Source organism: Nonomuraea sp. NPDC047529, assembly GCF_040642995.1.
Taxonomy (GTDB): domain Bacteria; phylum Actinomycetota; class Actinomycetes; order Streptosporangiales; family Streptosporangiaceae; genus Nonomuraea.
The window spans coordinates 44,300-59,845 of record NZ_JBEYTJ010000018.1; the positions used below are offsets into that span (position 1 = coordinate 44,300).

Below are 15,546 nucleotides of genomic sequence, written 5' to 3' on the forward strand. Positions count from 1 at the left end.
TGCGTCAATACCTTCTAGAACTGCACTCGGAACCTTCTAGAACTGCGCTCGGAGTCGAGCCTTGGCCTCCTCGGAGGCCCCGACGCGGTCCAGACCGTTCAGCGCGGCGCCCACGATCGGCGGCTGGTCGGGGATGACCTGCTTGGCCAGCGGGGCCCGCGCGGCGAACCGCTCCTCCAGCATCGCGACCAGCAGCGGGATGCGCGCGTGCAGCACGCCCCCGCCGAGCACGACCTCCGTCGGCGTCTCCAGCAGGTCGAGCCGGCGCAGGCACACCTCGGCCATCACCACGATCTCGTCGGCCAGCCGGCTGACCAGCGCCAACGCGACCGCGTCGGCCGACGCGGCGGCCTCGAACACCCCGGGGGCCAGCGCGGTCAGGTGATGCCGCTCGATCTGCCCGAAATGCACGCCGAGCACCACCTCCTCGACCGTCCGCGTGCCGAAGTGCGCCTTGACCAGGTCGGCGAGCGCGGTCGGCGCGCCCCGGCCGTCCTCGGCGCGGACGGCGTGCCACAACGCCTCCTCGGACAGGCCGCCGCCCCCACCCCAGTCGCCGCTGATCTTCCCGAGCGCGGGGAAGCGGGCCACCTGACCGGTGGGCGAGACGCCGACCGCGTTGATGCCCGCGCCGCACACCACGGCGACGCCGCTCGGCCCGGACGCCCCCGAACGCAGCAGCGCGAAGCTGTCGTTGCCCACGACGACCTCGGCCGCCATCCCGCGCGCGCGGAACTCGGCCGCGAGGGCCTCCTCCTCCACCGGCAGGTCGGCCCCGGCCAGATAGGCGTAGAGGTGGTCGGCGTACGGGGGAGCGGCCGCCGGGCCGAGCGCCCGCCTGACCGCCTCCTCCACGACGTCCACCGCCGCCGGCACGCCGACGGTCTGCGGCTCGAACGGCCCGCCGTCGCCCTGGGCCAGGACCGTGCCGTCGTCCGAGAGCACGACGACGTGGGTCTTGCTGTTGCCCGCGTCCACGGCGATGATCACCATGACAGGTACCGCTCGTTCGCCGCCAGCAGCAGGCCGGTCAGCTCGCCCGCGACGGCCTCCTGGCCGATCAGCGGGTGGGCCAGCAGGGCGTTCTGCACCCGGTCCGCGCCGCCGCGCAGCGCCGCGTCGAGCGCCAGCTCCTCGTACGCGGAGACGTTCGCGATCAGGCCCGCGTACAGCGGCTCCACCGGATCGACCGGCAGCGGCACCGCCCCCGACGCCGAGATCCTGGCCGGGACCTCGATGACCGCCTCGTCGCGCAGGAACGGCAGTGTCCCGTCGTTGCGGGTGTTGACCACCTGCACGTCGCCCCGGTCGCCGAGCAGCGAGGCGATCAGCGCGACCGCCGCCTCCGAGTAGTAGGCGCCGCCGCGCTTGTCCAGCAGGTCCGGCTTGGTGTCCACGGCCGGGTCGGCGTACAGCTTCAGGAGCTGTTCCTCCATCGCCGCGACCTCCGCCGCCCGCGACGGCTTGGCCCGCTGCTCGGACACCACCAGGTCGTGGGCGTAGAAGTAGCGCAGGTAGTAGGACGGCACCACCTGGAGCCTGCGCAGCAGCCCGAGCGGCAGGCCCAGGTCGTCGGCCAGCTCCTGCCCGTGCTCGGCGAGCAGTCGCGGCAGCACGTCCACGCCGTCGACCAGGACCGACCGCTCCCACGTCAGGTGGTTGAGCCCGACATGACCGAGCGTGACGCTCTCCGGCGCCACGCCCAGGTGCCGGGCGAAGCGGCGCTGGAACCCGATGGCCACGTTGCACAGGCCGATCGCGCGGTGCCCGGCGTCCAGCAGCGCCCTGGTGACGATGCCGACGGGGTTGGTGAAGTCGACGATCCAGGCGTCGGGCGCGTGGGCGCGTACCTGCTCGGCCAGTTCGAGCACGACCGGGACCGTGCGCAGCGCCTTGGCCAGCCCGCCCGCCCCGGTCGTCTCCTGCCCGACGCAGCCACATTGCAGCGGCAGCGTCTCGTCGACGTTCCGCGCGGCCTGGCCGCCCACCCTGAGCTGGAAGAGCACGGCGTCCGCGCCCGCCACCCCCTTGGCCACGTCGGCGGTGGCGACCACCTCGGCCGGGTGCCCGGCCCTGCGCAACATCCTGCGGGACACGCCCGCCACCAGGTCGAGCCGGGTGGCGTCCGGATCGACCAGGGCGATCTCGGTGAGCGGCAGCTCGTCGCGCAGCCGGGCGAAGCCGTCGATGAGCTCGGGGGTGTAGGTCGAACCGCCCCCGATCACGGCGAGTTTCATGTGCACTCCTAGAATTAGGAAACTTTCCTAACCGGCGAACCTACCCGACCGCCGCCCGCCCGACTCCTCCCGCCCCCGTTCGCGAAAAGTTTCCCCGCGCCGTGTAGAGAACCCCTCCCCGGCTCCGACTCCCTGGTGATGGCGCCGCCAGGGCGCCACGAGACAGGAGGCGAACCGAGATGGGCAAGGTCACCTGCGACATGGGAACGTCCCTCGACGGCTACGTGGCGGGGCTCAACCAGAGCCTGGAGAACCCGTTCGGCGACGGTGTGGGCGACCGGCTGCACCAGTGGATGTTCGAGGAGCCGGAGCGGCACGCCGAGGTGATCGAGGCCATCACAGCGGCCGGGGCGTTCATCATGGGCCGCAACATGTTCGACCCCGGCCGCGGCGACTGGGACCCGGACTGGACCGGCTGGTGGGGCGAGGAGCCGCCGTACCACGCGCCGGTGTTCGTCCTCACCCACCACCCGCGCGAGCCGCTGCCCATGAAGGGCGGCACGACGTTCTACTTCGTCACGGACGGGATCGAAGCCGCCATGACCCGAGCCCGCGAGGCCGCGGGGGACCGCGACATCTCCATCGCCGGTGGCGCCGCCACCGTCAACCAGTACCTGGCCGCCGGCCACATCGACGAACTGCGCCTGCACATCGCCCCGGTGATCCTGGGCAGGGGTGAACGCCTCCTGGCCGACGCCGGCGACATCACCCTCACCCCCACCAAACCCCCCACTGGCACCGCCCTGGTCACCCACCTGACCTACCAGGTGCTCCGCTAGGACGCCCGATCGCGGAGACGCGATCAGAGGAGTTCCGGATGCTCCTTGAACGCCAGAAGGACGTCGTCGGCGAGCAGCAGAGCCGGGTCCTCCGCTTCCCGATAGATTCTGGACATCATCGTCCTGACCGATTGGAACGGGTATTGCCGCAGGGCGTCCAGTATCTTTCCGGCTCTGCTCGGACGTCCGTCCGCGACGGACCTGACATACGCGGCGATCAGGCATTCGAGAGCCGTCCACGCATTGGCCCTGCCGGTCGCGCAGACATTTCTGTTGAGGCCGCAGACGTCTATGGTCGCCGCGCCTCTGGCGTCCAAGGCGGCGTACATTCCCGTCGTCGGACTCAGGGACAGATGGTCCGCGGGATCATCGAATGTGGGGTCGATGAGTAACGGCTCTCCGGCAGCGTCCAGCGGAAATCTGTTCCGCTTGTGGTTGCTGTTGCAGCGATTGCAGGCGAGCAAATAGTTCAGCCAGGCGAATGCCTGCTGTGGATAGTCCGCCTTGGGGCGGAAGTGCTCGATGTCCGTGCCCTGACTGTCCTCGCAGTACATGCACCTCTCAAGCCCGGTGCTCATCCGGGCCAGCACTTCGTGGATGTCCTCCTTGAGCCCTCGGTCGAGGTTCGCCCACAAGTCACGGGCCGCGGTCTTCGGATCCGGCGCCGCGGTGACACGCTGCGTGAGTTTCTCTAGCTTCCGCACGACAGCGTCATCGAGAGGCAGCCGCTCAATCCTCTGCATCGTCAAAACTCAGGGTGAGTTGGTTGATGGCGTCCGCCACGTCCTGCGACGGAGTTCGCGGCAGTTTCGACCTGATCTCCTTCAGGCGTGCGCGCTCGGTGGACGACATATGGTCGGCGACCGCCTTCTTCTCCAGTGCCGCCGCTTCACTGCGCAGGGCCACGGACTGCGCCGAATAGGCCGTCTCCAGGCCGAACAGATCGGTGAGGACCGCGTCGTCGGCGGTGCCGTTCACCACACGGTTGAACAGTTCGCCTTCGACGATTCTCGCCGCTTCCCGCTCGCCGGGGGCGGACAGGCGTACCAGTCCTCTGTCGTCCGCCGCCTGGCAGATGAACGGACTATGCGTACTGACCACGAACTGGAGGTTCGGAAAGTGCTCCTTCAGCCAGAAACCGATTCTCTGCTGCCATGAGACATGAAGGTGGACGTCGATCTCGTCGATCAGGACGACACCCTCATGCCCGAACGCGACCCGGTCGCCGTCGACTTCCTTCAGGTCGCCGTACACGGAATACAACTGCTTCACCAGGTCCAGCACCAACGCCGCGACCGTACGATAACCGTCGCTCAGGGACCGGAGGGGGAGTTCGATCCCGTCCGGCGTCGTGACCCACAGGCCCTCGGACGTGACCCGCTCGACCTTCATCCCCTCCGGCAGCAGCCCGTCGTCCAGCAGTCTGAGAACCGCCTGCTCGACCTTCCTGGCGTCCTCGGACCCTTCCAGTCTTCGCAGATAGAGCTGTTGCAGCCACAGGACCGACTCGGACAGAGACGCCTCCTCCCGAAACAAGCTGGCAAGACTCGCCGGCCGCCCCGGCGTCATCATCAGGCGTTGCGCTTCCGTCGGAGCGAGTGACAGGCGGCGGAAAGGGCCGTACCCCGCGAGGAACCAGCCTTGGGGGTTCGCGGACCAAGGGCCGCGCCCGGGGTCCCACGCTTCCCGGGCCTTGTCCCGCGTCTTCTCCATCAACGGCTCCGGCCCCTCGCCTTCGCGAATCCACCGCAGCCCGGCCCAGGGGTCGAAGTTCGGTTTCCGCCCAGGCGCGAACGCGTCGAAATCGGAGAACCTCAGATGAACCCTGGCCTGTCCCTCGCCGGCGCCCTCACGGATCCAGTCGGAGAAGGTCTCGCGCAACGTCCGGGCGACCGAAGGGCCTGCGATGGCCAGAGCCACGGCCTGCAGGAACGAGGACTTCCCGGCTCCGTTGCGGCCCGCTATCACTATCCAGCGTGGCAGGCTGCCGTCGGGGCGGACGAAGCTGAGGGAAACCCCGGTCTCCTTCTCCCCGAAACCCTTGATGTTCTCAAGCACTAGCTCGCTGATCAGCATCCCGCTGCCTGACTGTCGAATACCAGCTCTCCGCGCACGCCCGGCGGAGACGGGCACCACGTGCCGGGCGGGTGCAGATGGACCATCTGTGGCTCAACATCGTGGCACATCTGCCCGAACAGCGTCCTCGGAGCCGTGGCCGGAGGGGGAAAAGTGGGCACGACAGCAATCAGCGCACACTCAACAGGAGAACGCGGTGAGCCACATGGACGAGCTGAACCTTGAAGGCGCGGAGTGGCGCAAGTCCAGCGCCAGCGGTGACAACGCGCAGTGCGTTCATCGGTAACCGGGTCCGCGTTCAAGGGGTGCGGGGACCGGCAGGGCCCCTCGGGGGTATGGGGGCTTGGCCCCCACATATACACCGCCCGGTACGACTTCCACGACCTCACCGCGGGGCTTGCGGCGCCCGGCGGCGTGCACGATGTTTATGTCGTGTTCGAGAACGATGGCGTGCCCCTGGTCCACCTCGACCTCCTCGGAGCGGGGGCTTGAGCGAGCGCGCCGTCACGATCTCCGAGGTCGCCAGGCACGCCGGCGTGGCCGTCAGCACGGTGTCGTACGTGCTGAGCGGCAAGCGCACGATCTCGGCCGGCACCCGCAGACGCGTGCTCGACAGCATCAGCGCCCTCGGCTACCACCCCAACGCCGGCGCGCGCGCCCTGGCCAGCAAACGGTCGAACGTAATCGCGCTGGTGCTGCCGCTGCGCGCGGGCATGCACGTGCCCGTGCTCATGCGTTTCGCCGGCGCCGTCGTCACCGCCGCCCGCCGGTTCGACCACGACGTGCTGCTGCTCACGGCCGACGAGGGCGCCGCCGGGATCCGCCGGGTGGCCGCCGGCGCCATGGTCGACGCCCTGATCCTCATGGACGTCGAGCTGGACGACCGCCGCGTCCCGCTGCTGCGCGAGCTGGCCGAGCCCAGCGTGCTCATCGGGTTCCCGGCCGAGCCCGCCGGGCTGACCTGCGTGGATCTCGACTTCGCCGCCGCGGGCGCGCGCTGTGTCGCCCACCTCGCCGAACGCGGCCACACCGGGATCGCCCTGCTCGGCGCGCCGTCGGTGGTGCACGAACGCGGCACCGGCTTCGCCGGGCGCACCCGCGAGGGCTTCGTGGCCGCCCTGGCCCGGCACGGACTCAAGGGCACGGCCCTGGCCTGCGAGGAAACCTTCGACGAGGTCCACGAGACCCTGCGCGACCTGCTGCTCGACCGGCCGGAGCTGGCCGTGCCGGAGTCCACGCTCCTGGCCCCGGGTCTGGCCGTCCGCGCCAGCACCTGAGCCGCGTCCGTCGACCCCGCGAGAACTCGTTCCGCCTCATCGGGTGAAAGAGGGTGTCCAGCCCGAAGAACGGAGCCGAGAATCTTGATGCAGGACACCGAGGTGGACGACGCGGAGGTGATCGGACGTGCCCGCAGCGACCCCGCCGCCTTCTCGGCGTTGTACGACCGGCACGCCCCCGCGCTCCACAGATACGTCACCCGCCGCCTGGGCGATTCGCTGGCCGACGACATCGTGGCCGAGACGTTCCTGGACGCCTTCCGCCGCCTGGCCCGCTACGACACCACCCACCGCGACGCCCGCCCCTGGTTGTACGGCATCGCCGCCAACCTGATCGGCAAGCACCGCCGTACCGAGATCAGGGCCTACCGCGCCCTGGCCAGGACGGGCCTCGACGCGGTGGCCGAGAGCTACGCCGACCGGGTAGAGGCCCGCGTGTCGGCCGGGGCGGCGCACCGCGAGCTGGCGGGGGCGCTCGCGACGCTGTCGCCGCAGGACCGCGAGGTGCTGCTGATGATTGCCTGGGCCGACCTCAGTTACGAGGAGGTCGCCCGCGCGCTTGGCGTCCCGATCGGGACCGTGCGTTCGCGCCTGCACCGCGCCAGGAGAAAGACCCGGGCGGCCCTGGGCGGCATCGACCCGTCAGCCATCCACGACACCGCCCCCTCAACCACCCACGACGCCGCGCCGTCAGCCATCCACGACACCGACGAGGAGGAGCCCGGCCGTGGACGATGACCTCACGCTCCTGCGCGAGCTGCGCGCGGACGCCCCCGAACCCGACGCCGACCGCCTGCGCGCCGTGCGCGCCCGAGCCCTGGCCCCGGCGTCGCCGCCGGTCCTCGCCCCGGCCCCGGCCCGGAGGCGGCGCCGGTTCTGGGCGGTGCCGTCGCTGCTGGCCGCCGCGACAGCCGCCGCCGTCGTCGTCGTGGCGGTGAACGGTTCCCACACCCCGGCCCCCGCTCCGCCGGGCGCCGTGACCACCATGCCGGTACGGGCCGAGACGGTGCTGCGCCAAGCCGCCCTGGTGGCCGAGGGACGCCGCAAGCACCACGAGCCGCGCCCCGACCAGTGGTTGTACCGGAAGGATCTGGTCAAGCAGCCCTCCGAGGAGCAAGGCACGGTCCAGGAATACTGGACCCGGTACGACGGCACCCGGTACGCGTACCGCCAGAACGGCGGCTCCATGGAATCCCTGGACATCACCCCCGACCCGGACGACGACGACCTGACACCCCGGCAGTACGCGGCCAAGCTCGCCGACCTGCCCGCCGATCCCGCCGCGCTGCTGGACCACGTCAGGGGCGACCGTCACTGGTCGACCCTGCCGAAGGGAGCGGAGGCCGAGCAGCCGGACGCGCGGGCGTTCCGCGTGTTGTCGGTCTACCTCGACGCGGGTGTCCCCATGCCGCCGCAGGTCGAGGCCGCCATCTTCCGCGCGCTCGCGGAGCTCCCCGGGGTGCGGGTGGACCTCGGCGTACGGGACGCGGCGGGCCGGGCGGGGATCGGCATCGCCTACGAGCCCGCCGGTTCCGTCCCCGGGGGGCCGATGCGGGACGCGCAGGGCCGGATCGTCTCGCGGTCGTACCTGGTGCTGGACGCCGCGACCTACCGCTTCCTCGGCAGGCGCGTGGACACCCTCCAGGACGAGGTCATCGGCGGTGAGGTGATGGCCCGCAAGGGCACGTTCTACGCGAGCGCCGACCTGGCGACGGGCGTGGTGGACGAACCAGGCCAGATCCCCTGACCGACCCCGGAGCGGCCCGCGAGCGGGCGGGCCGCTCGCAGGCCGCGCGACCGGAAGACCGTTCGAGTCGCCGGCCGCGCTACGGACGTGCGCCCAGGCGGTCGACCCAGCCCGTCTCCTCGTACGCGGTCTGGATCAGTGGCTCGGACCGGCCCGGCGGGCGGAGCTCGTAGGCGAGCAACCGCGCCGTCGCGACGTCCACGACCAGGCGCGACTCGCCCGCGCCCTCGCCGCTGCCCGGCGTGGTCAGCGCCAGGGCGACGCCGGTACGGCCCAGCGGGTCGGTGACCTCGCCCAGCGACCTGATCGCGGGCTGCTCCGCGAGCACCCGATACAGAGAGGACCGGGTTCCCGGGCTGATGGGACCGGAGAGCAGGTCCTGCGCCGTCGCCCACACATAGGCGGTGAACGTCGGTTTGCCGGGCCACCAGTCGCCGGGCTCCTCCTCGTCGAACAGCCGCCGCAGCAGGCTCGCCAGCTTCTCCTCGTCGGCCGGGAGGGCCAGCAGTTGGCGGAGCGTGTAGCGGTGGCTGCCGATCAGGAAGTGGAGTTGCATGTCGTAGTCATTGCTCGACGGCTTTCCCCCGCTCAGGTCGGGGGAGCCGAGCCGCCTCCATCGAGCCTCGTCCTCGGGGGAGGCGAAGGTGACCTTCGGGTCCTGGCGGGTCACGGTCCGGCTGGGCGCACCCCGGCGGGCCGCGTACCAGGTGTCCTGGGTGTTCGTCAGCCTGGCCGAGAACGGCGGGTTCTTCGCCTGCGGGTGGCGTACCGGCTGGGTGGTGCGCGCGCGAACGTGCCAGTACCGGCCGGAGGCGGCGGGCCCGTGCCCGGCGGACTCGGCCGCGGCCAGCAACACGGAACGTGCGTCCAACGCCTGGCGCGCTCCTTCCGAGGACGCCGGCGTACCGGCCGGAAGGGCGCTCGGTGGCGCGCCCGCGGGGCCGATCCCGGCGCCGCCGAGGATCACGACGGCGGCCGCCGAGGCGAGCAGCGCCCCCACGGCGGCCCGCGTCGCGGTGCGGATCCGCCTGGCCCGGCGCCCTCGTCGCACCAGCGCGGGCACCGGCGCGGGCGTGGGCTCTTCACGTTGGGCGAGAACACGCAGTGCCCGCGCCAGGAGTTCCTGGTCGTCCTTCATCGTGCTGTCTCCTGATCTTCGCGCAGAGCCGTACGCAGGCGCGCCATCGCTCTGGAGTGCTGGCTCTTGACGGCGCCGACCGAGCAGCCGAGTACGGCCGCGACCGCCTTCTCCGTCAGGTCCTCGTAGTGCCGCAGCACCACCACCGCCCGCTGCCTGGGCGACAGGGCGAGCAGGGCGCGACGCAGGTCCTCGTGCGGCTCGTGGAGCTGCTGACGGGGATCGGTGTGCTCGGGCGGACTGGCGGTGGGCACCTCCCGCCGTCGCCGCCGCCACCGGCTGACGTTGCCGTTGGCCAGCATGCGCCGCAGGTAGGCGTGCGGGTCGGCGGACCGCACGCGCCGCCAATGGACGTACAGCCGCACCAGGCAGTCCTGCAGCAGTTCCTCGCCCCGGTGCCGGTCGCCGGCGAGCAGGACGGCGACGGCCATGTGCCTGTCCCAGGCCGCCGCCACGAAGGCGGCGTAGGAGGCGTCGTCGGATTCACTCACACGGCCTCAACGCGGAAGTGTGCGGGGATGTTTAACCCCGAAACACTAAACGGGCGCCCCCCCCGGATTGGGGGGGGGCGCCCGTCAGGGTCGGCGCAGGGTTACCAGTCGCCGCCGCCGAAGTCGCCACCGCCGAAGTCTCCGCCGCCGCCGCCGAAGTCGCCCCAGCCGCCGCCACCGCCGCCGAAGTCCCCTCCGCCGCCGAAGTCGCCGCCGCTGAGGTCGCCCCCGCCGCCGCCGTCCTGGTAGCCCTCGGCGTAACCGGCGCCGTAGCCGCCGCCGCCCCAGCCGCCGTGGAACATGCTGCCCATCATCGTGCCGATGAACATGCCGGTCATGATGTCGCCGAAGCCGCCGTAGTAGCCGTAGGCGTACGGCTGGTAGGCCGGGCCCGCGTCGTAGTAGGGGCGACGGTGACCGTCGACCATGACCTCGCGCATCTGCGGGTCGAAGCCGCGCTCGACGGCCTCGGCGTCCATCGCGCAGGCCGGCACGTCGCGCACCGCGCCGCCGGGCGGGGCCCAGCGCACGTCACGGGCCGACGGGCCGTGCTGCGGGTTGAAGAAGCAGGGGGCGCGCCGCTCGGGGATCGGCCGGTTGTTGACCTTGGCCTTCACCACGGCCAGCGCGTAACGGCCGTCCTCAAGGGTCTGGGTGACCTCGCGGACCTGGTCGGCCCGCTGGACCGCGTTGAGCTGCGTCTTGGCCTTCTCGTAGGAGTCGAGCGCCTGCTGCCACTCGGTGATGTGGCCGCCGCCCTGGCCGGCGAGGGTGACGTCGGTGTCGAGCTCGGTGATCTCCTCGCCCAGCTTGGTGACGTCCTCCTCCACGGTCTGCTTGACCGCGGCGAGGTCCTTGGCCTCCTGGATGGCGCGCTTCTTCTTCTTGTTCTTGGAGTACAGGAAGTAGCCGCCACCGCCGACCACCAGCAGGCCGAGCAGGGCCACCAGCGCGAACTGGCCGCCGGCGCCGGGGTTGGCCTGGCTGCTGGTGCTCAGGGCGCCGCTGCGGTCGTTCTTGCCCGCCGCGTCGACCCGGTTCGTGAAGTCCTTCACGCCCGCGACGATGTCGCCCGAGTTGGCGTTCACCGAGAGCTTGACCAGCTGGCCGGCGAGGTTGTTCCGCAGGGCGTTGGACCCGGCGAACATCGTCTCGCCGTCGAACACCACCACCGTCACTTTGGGACGCCCGGCTTCCACCAGCGCCTTGCCCAGCGACGACAGGTACGGCCCGACGGTGGAGTTGTCAAAGGTGCCGTCGGGCAGCGCGACAGCGTAGATCTTGCTGTCGGCGTCCTTCAGCGCGTCGTTGATGTCACTCTGCTGGCTGGAGCTCAAGGGGGAGCCCGACACCACGTAGAGCGGGGCCTTCTTCCAGTTTTGCACCACAGTCTGTGCGTCAGGTGGCGCCGCCGCGTTGGCGGCAGGGGACAGCGCAAGAACGACGAACAGCCCGGCGATCAGAGCCGCGATCGCGGCCCCTGCTCGGCGCAGCGAATGGGTCATTGGCAGCAAGCCTCCTTCGCCCATGAGGACGAACGGGCGGTCGGCAAAGTTCCTCACTGGGCACGTTACCTGCCCGCGACGGCGCGGAAGCACGGGGGAGCGGGCTCAGGCGTCCTTGATCTCGCAGATCGTGGCGCCCGAGGTGACGGTCTGGCCGACGGCGGCCGACAGGCCCGTGACCGTGCCCGACTTGTGGGCGGTCAGCGGCTGCTCCATCTTCATGGCCTCCAGCACCACGACCGTGTCGCCCTCGCCGACCACGTCGCCGTCGTTCGCCACGACCTTGACGATCGTGCCCTGCATCGGGCTGACCAGCGCGTCGCCGCCCGCGGAGGCGTGCTTCCGCGCGCCGCCGGCGCGACGCGGCGCCTTGCCCGCGGCGGGCGCGGGGCCCGCGATGCCGAGCCCGGCCGGGAGCACCACCTCAAGGCGCTTGCCGCCGACCTCGACCGTCACCGTCTCGCGCACCGCCGGGGCGGACGGAGCCGCGGCGACCTCGCCCGCGTACGGCTCGACCGGGTTGTCCCACTCGGTCTCGATCCACCGGGTGTGCACGGCGAACGGCTCGGACGTGAACGCCGGATCGGTCACGACCGCCCGGTGGAAGGGCAGCACGGTCGGCATGCCGTCGATCTCGAACTCGGCCAGCGCCCGCCGGGCCCGGTCGAGGGCCTCGCGGCGGGTGCGGCCGGTCACGATCAGCTTGGCCACCAGCGAGTCGAACGTCTGCGGCACCGTCATCCCGGCCTCGTAGCCCGAGTCGAGGCGCACGCCGGGCCCGGACGGGGTGCGCATGGCGGTCAGCGTGCCGGGGGCGGGCAGGAAGTTGCGCCCGGCGTCCTCGGCGTTGATGCGGAACTCGATCGAGTGGCCGCGCAGGGCCGGGTCGTCGTAGCCCAGGAGCTCGCCGTCGGCGATCCTGAACATCTCGCGCACCAGGTCGACGCCCGCGACCTCCTCGCTCACCGGGTGCTCGACCTGGAGGCGGGTGTTGACCTCCAGGAAGGAGATCGTGCCGTCCTGGCCGACGAGGAACTCGCAGGTGCCGGCGCCGACGTAGCCCGCCTCCTTCAGGATGGCCTTGGAGCTGGTGTAGAGGAGGTCGATCTGCTCCGGCGACAGGAACGGCGCGGGGGCCTCCTCGACCAGCTTCTGGTGGCGGCGCTGGAGCGAGCAGTCGCGGGTGCTGACCACGACCACGTTGCCCTCGCGGTCGGCCAGGCACTGGGTCTCGACGTGCCGGGGGCGGTCGAGGTAGCGCTCGACGAAGCACTCGCCCCGGCCGAAGGCGGCCACCGCCTCGCGGACGGCGGACTCGTACAGCTCGGCGACCTCCTCCAGCCTGCGCGCGACCTTGATGCCGCGCCCGCCGCCGCCGTACGCGGCCTTGATCGCGATCGGCAGGCCGTGCTGCTCGGCGAACGCCACGACCTCCTCCGCGCCGGAGACCGGGTCCTTGGTGCCGGCCACCAGCGGCGCGCCGACCTTCTGCGCGATGTGCCTGGCCTGCACCTTGTCGCCCAGCGCGGCGATGGCGGCCGGGGGCGGGCCGATCCAGATCAGGCCGGCGTCGATGACGGCCTGGGCGAAGGCGGCGTTCTCGGCCAGGAAGCCGTAGCCGGGATGCACGGCGTCGGCGCCGGAGCGCGCGGCGACGTCGAGCAGCTTGGCGATGTCGAGGTAGGTCTCGGAGGGGGACTGCCCGCCCAGCGCGTACGCCTCGTCGGCCGCCCTGACGTGCAGGGCGTCGATGTCTTGGTCGGCGTAGACGGCCACGCTGCCGATCCCCGCGTCCGTGCACGCGCGGGCCACCCGTACGGCGATCTCGCCGCGATTGGCGATCAGAACCTTCCGCACCGACCTTCGTCCCTTCCTCGTGAGTGCTCAGCGGCCGAGGTACGCGCCGCCGTTGAGATGCAGCACCTGCCCCGTCATGTGCCCGGCTCCCGCGGATGCCAGAAAGAGAACGGTATCGGCCACGTCAGAGGGGGTGCCAGGGCGGCCGTTGCGCGTTTTCTGCACGCGGGCCTTGACGCTCTCCTCCGTGAGCCTGCCGCGGAAGAACTCGGTCTCCATCACCAGCCCGGGAGCCACCACGTTGGCGGTGACGCCCCGGGGGCCCAGCTCGGCGGCCAGGTCGGCGGTCCAGGACTCGACGGCGGCCTTCGCGGCCCCGTACGAGCCGGACCCGGTGCCGCGCGCGGCGATCGAGCCGATGGAGATGATCCGGCCGCCCTCGCCCATGCGCGGCGTGAGCGCGGTCGTGACCAGGACGGCGGACAGCAGGTTGGCGTTGAGGTTGGCCCACCACGCCTCGGCGACGTCCGCCAGGTCGCCGGACTGCCCGCGTTCCAGGTTGGTGTTGCCCCCGGCGTTGTTGACCAGGACGTCGACGTGCGCGGGCAGGCTGTCGAGCGCGCCCTGCACGGCGGCGGGGCTCGCGGCGTCGAACGGCACGTACGCCGCCCCCAGCCGCCCGGCCGCCGCCTTCAGCACCTGCTCGCGCCGGCCGGTGATCGTGACATGGTCGCCGAGGGAGACGAACGCCTCGGCGACGGCATAGCCGATCCCGGTGCCGCCACCCGTCACCACGACCTCGCGCATGAATGGATCACTCCTTTGATCCGAATAATCCTCTGGACGACCATAGCCGCTCGGCATAACGGGGGCGATGGGCGGTGGCCCGCTTTAAGGTGAGGGCGCTTTCACCAGTCCCCAGGAGGTATGCATGAGCCAGAGTATGCTCGGCGGCAACCCCATTGAAATGCAGCAGATGGCGAGCCAGTTCACCCAGCAGGCCGAGGCGCTCCAGACCGTGTCGGCGGCGCTCGACCGGGAGGCGGCCAAGGTCGGCACCGCGTGGACGGGTGACGGGGCCAAGCGGTTCGGCGAGGCCTGGAACCAGTACCGCACGGCCTTCACGCGCATGACCGAGGAGCTGCGGGAGGCTTCGCGGGTGATCAACACGTACCGGCAGAACATCGAGTCCGCCACGCAATGAGCACGGACGGGGGCCCTGGCCGGGCGCCGGGGCTTCTTCCGTCCTGAGGGGAGCGTTCCTCCCGGATCGGGCAGGCTACGCTCTCTCTTCATGATTGGTCGCGCCTTGGCGGCGAGCGTGCTCGCCCTGCAGTTCGCGGCGGCGCCGGCGCAGGCCGCGCCCGAGCGGTGCACGCCCAAGAAGGCCACCATGGCGATCGCCGAGAGCTGGGCGCAGCGGCGGCTCAACGTGCAGCGGGTGTGGCCGCTGACCACGGGCCGGGGCGTCACGGTCGCCGTCATCGACAGCGGCGTGGACGAGACGCACCCGCAGATCCGCCTGAGCGGCAAGGCCGACCTCACCAACACGGGCTTTCGCGACTGCGTCGGCCACGGCACGGCGGTCGCCGGGATCATCGCCGGCCAGCCGCGCAAGGACGTGCCCTTCCACGGCGTCGCCCCCGGGGTCAGGCTGCTGTCGATCAAGCAGGTCAACGGCGACAGAGGCGACGTGGGCCTGCTGGCCAAGGCCATCAAGACGGCCGTGGACGAGCGCGCCACCGTCATCAACCTCTCGATCGACGCCCCCGACACGGCCGACCTGAGGGCGGCCGTCGCCTACGCGCTGGAGCGGGACGTGGTGATCGTCGCCGCCGCCGGCAACCTGACCAAGGAGGACGGCACGTCGGCCCCCTCCTATCCCGCCGCCTACGACGGGGTGCTGTCGGTGGGCTCGGCGACCCCGGACGGCGGGCGTTCGACGTTCTCCAACCCCAACGCGGTCGCCGTGCTCGGCCCGGGGGAGGGGATCAGCTCGACCTGGCCGCTCAAGGGCTACCAGTCCGCCCTGAAGGGCACCAGCTACGCCGCTCCCTACGTGGCGGGCGTGGTCGCGCTCGTCCGGTCCCGCCATCCCGGGCTGACGCAGCTCCAGGTGCGCAGGCGCATCACGATGACCGCCGACGGCGCGTCGGGGACGGGCACCGGCGCCGGGATGGTGAACCCGCTGCTCGCGGTGACGGCGGTCCTGCCGTCGGAGCAGGTGGCCGTGGCGCCGCCGGTGCCGCCGCCGCTGCCCGCGACCGTGGTGCGCAAGGCCGTGCCGCCGGACCAGCGGTCGATGGAGGTCGCGACGGTGGTCGCGGTGGGCGGATTGTCGCTGGCCGGGCTCGTGATGGCGGCCTGGGTGGTCGTGCCCATGGGACGCAGGCGGCGCTGGCGGCCCGGCTCGCCGCCGGATCTTGGGCGAATTGACGGTTAACTGTAAGAACGAGCGACCGAAACTGCTGATGCTTATGGGGCTTATTTGGTTAAATG

Annotated in this window: 14 protein-coding genes and 1 pseudogene; 6 read left to right on the forward strand and 9 right to left on the reverse strand. The window is 71.4% G+C overall.

Features of this window, described 5'->3' with window-relative positions; all coding sequences use genetic code 11:
- Positions 1-36 precede the first annotated feature (36 nt).
- Both ABZ815_RS26760 and ABZ815_RS26765 read right to left on the reverse strand, forming a co-directional pair.
- A complete protein-coding gene (locus ABZ815_RS26760; protein WP_357702470.1) occupies positions 37-993 on the reverse strand; it encodes a BadF/BadG/BcrA/BcrD ATPase family protein in 957 nt (318 codons plus the stop codon).
- Complete coding sequence (locus tag ABZ815_RS26765; protein WP_357702472.1) at positions 987-2,237, reverse strand: 6-phospho-beta-glucosidase; 1,251 nt, start codon at positions 2,235-2,237, stop codon at positions 987-989. Before ABZ815_RS26765 ends, ABZ815_RS26760 begins: the two co-directional genes overlap by 7 nt.
- A gap of 179 nt (positions 2,238-2,416) precedes the next feature.
- Here ABZ815_RS26765 and ABZ815_RS26770 point away from each other — a divergent pair, with 179 nt between their 5' ends.
- The gene (locus ABZ815_RS26770; RefSeq protein WP_357702474.1) at positions 2,417-3,016 is read left to right on the forward strand and encodes a dihydrofolate reductase family protein; all 600 of its coding nucleotides are present in this window, start codon (positions 2,417-2,419) and stop codon (positions 3,014-3,016) included.
- A 23-nt stretch (positions 3,017-3,039) separates the two neighbouring features.
- Here the strand turns inward: ABZ815_RS26770 and ABZ815_RS26775 are convergent, their stop codons facing one another.
- Positions 3,040-3,759: a hypothetical protein gene (locus tag ABZ815_RS26775; RefSeq protein ID WP_357702476.1), complete on the reverse strand. Its 720-nt coding sequence runs from the start codon at positions 3,757-3,759 to the stop codon at positions 3,040-3,042.
- Positions 3,746-5,092 carry an AAA family ATPase gene (locus ABZ815_RS26780; RefSeq protein ID WP_357702478.1) on the reverse strand — a complete coding sequence of 449 codons (1,347 nt, stop codon included), beginning with the start codon at positions 5,090-5,092 and terminating at the stop codon, positions 3,746-3,748. The genes ABZ815_RS26775 and ABZ815_RS26780 overlap by 14 nt, the downstream gene beginning before the upstream one ends.
- 488 nt (positions 5,093-5,580) lie before the next feature.
- Here ABZ815_RS26780 and ABZ815_RS26785 point away from each other — a divergent pair.
- From ABZ815_RS26785 to ABZ815_RS26795, 3 genes and pseudogenes are all read left to right on the forward strand, one after another.
- Positions 5,581-6,315: pseudogene (locus tag ABZ815_RS26785) on the forward strand (LacI family DNA-binding transcriptional regulator); the annotation flags it as partial.
- Between the two features lie 141 nt (positions 6,316-6,456).
- Complete coding sequence (locus ABZ815_RS26790; protein WP_357702480.1) at positions 6,457-7,107, forward strand: RNA polymerase sigma factor; 651 nt, start codon at positions 6,457-6,459, stop codon at positions 7,105-7,107.
- On the forward strand, positions 7,097-8,116 hold the full coding sequence (locus ABZ815_RS26795; RefSeq protein WP_357702482.1) for a CU044_5270 family protein: 1,020 nt from the start codon (positions 7,097-7,099) through the stop codon (positions 8,114-8,116). Before ABZ815_RS26790 ends, ABZ815_RS26795 begins: the two co-directional genes overlap by 11 nt.
- A gap of 79 nt (positions 8,117-8,195) precedes the next feature.
- Here ABZ815_RS26795 and ABZ815_RS26800 read toward each other — a convergent pair whose 3' ends face one another.
- The 5 genes from ABZ815_RS26800 to ABZ815_RS26820 form a co-directional block, all read right to left on the reverse strand.
- The gene (locus tag ABZ815_RS26800) at positions 8,196-9,254 is read right to left on the reverse strand and encodes a CU044_5270 family protein (protein WP_357702484.1); all 1,059 of its coding nucleotides are present in this window, start codon (positions 9,252-9,254) and stop codon (positions 8,196-8,198) included.
- Positions 9,251-9,745 (reverse strand): SigE family RNA polymerase sigma factor, encoded by a 495-nt coding sequence (locus tag ABZ815_RS26805; protein ID WP_357702486.1) that lies wholly within the window; start codon positions 9,743-9,745, stop codon positions 9,251-9,253. The genes ABZ815_RS26800 and ABZ815_RS26805 overlap by 4 nt, the downstream gene beginning before the upstream one ends.
- A 101-nt stretch (positions 9,746-9,846) precedes the next feature.
- Positions 9,847-11,250, reverse strand: a complete 1,404-nt coding sequence (locus ABZ815_RS26810) for a hypothetical protein (protein ID WP_357702488.1) — start codon at positions 11,248-11,250, stop codon at positions 9,847-9,849.
- 105 nt (positions 11,251-11,355) lie between these two features.
- Positions 11,356-13,107, reverse strand: coding sequence for a biotin carboxylase N-terminal domain-containing protein (locus ABZ815_RS26815; RefSeq protein ID WP_357702490.1), 1,752 nt, complete (start codon positions 13,105-13,107; stop codon positions 11,356-11,358).
- A 27-nt stretch (positions 13,108-13,134) separates the two neighbouring features.
- The gene (locus tag ABZ815_RS26820; RefSeq protein ID WP_357702492.1) at positions 13,135-13,854 is read right to left on the reverse strand and encodes an SDR family oxidoreductase; all 720 of its coding nucleotides are present in this window, start codon (positions 13,852-13,854) and stop codon (positions 13,135-13,137) included.
- A gap of 124 nt (positions 13,855-13,978) precedes the next feature.
- On the opposite strand from ABZ815_RS26820, the gene ABZ815_RS26825 reads away from it, so the two are divergent.
- Both ABZ815_RS26825 and ABZ815_RS26830 read left to right on the forward strand, forming a co-directional pair.
- On the forward strand, positions 13,979-14,251 hold the full coding sequence (locus ABZ815_RS26825; RefSeq protein WP_357702494.1) for a WXG100 family type VII secretion target: 273 nt from the start codon (positions 13,979-13,981) through the stop codon (positions 14,249-14,251).
- A gap of 90 nt (positions 14,252-14,341) precedes the next feature.
- Positions 14,342-15,490, forward strand: a complete 1,149-nt coding sequence (locus ABZ815_RS26830; protein ID WP_357702496.1) for a S8 family serine peptidase — start codon at positions 14,342-14,344, stop codon at positions 15,488-15,490.
- Positions 15,491-15,546: the final 56 nt, after the last annotated feature.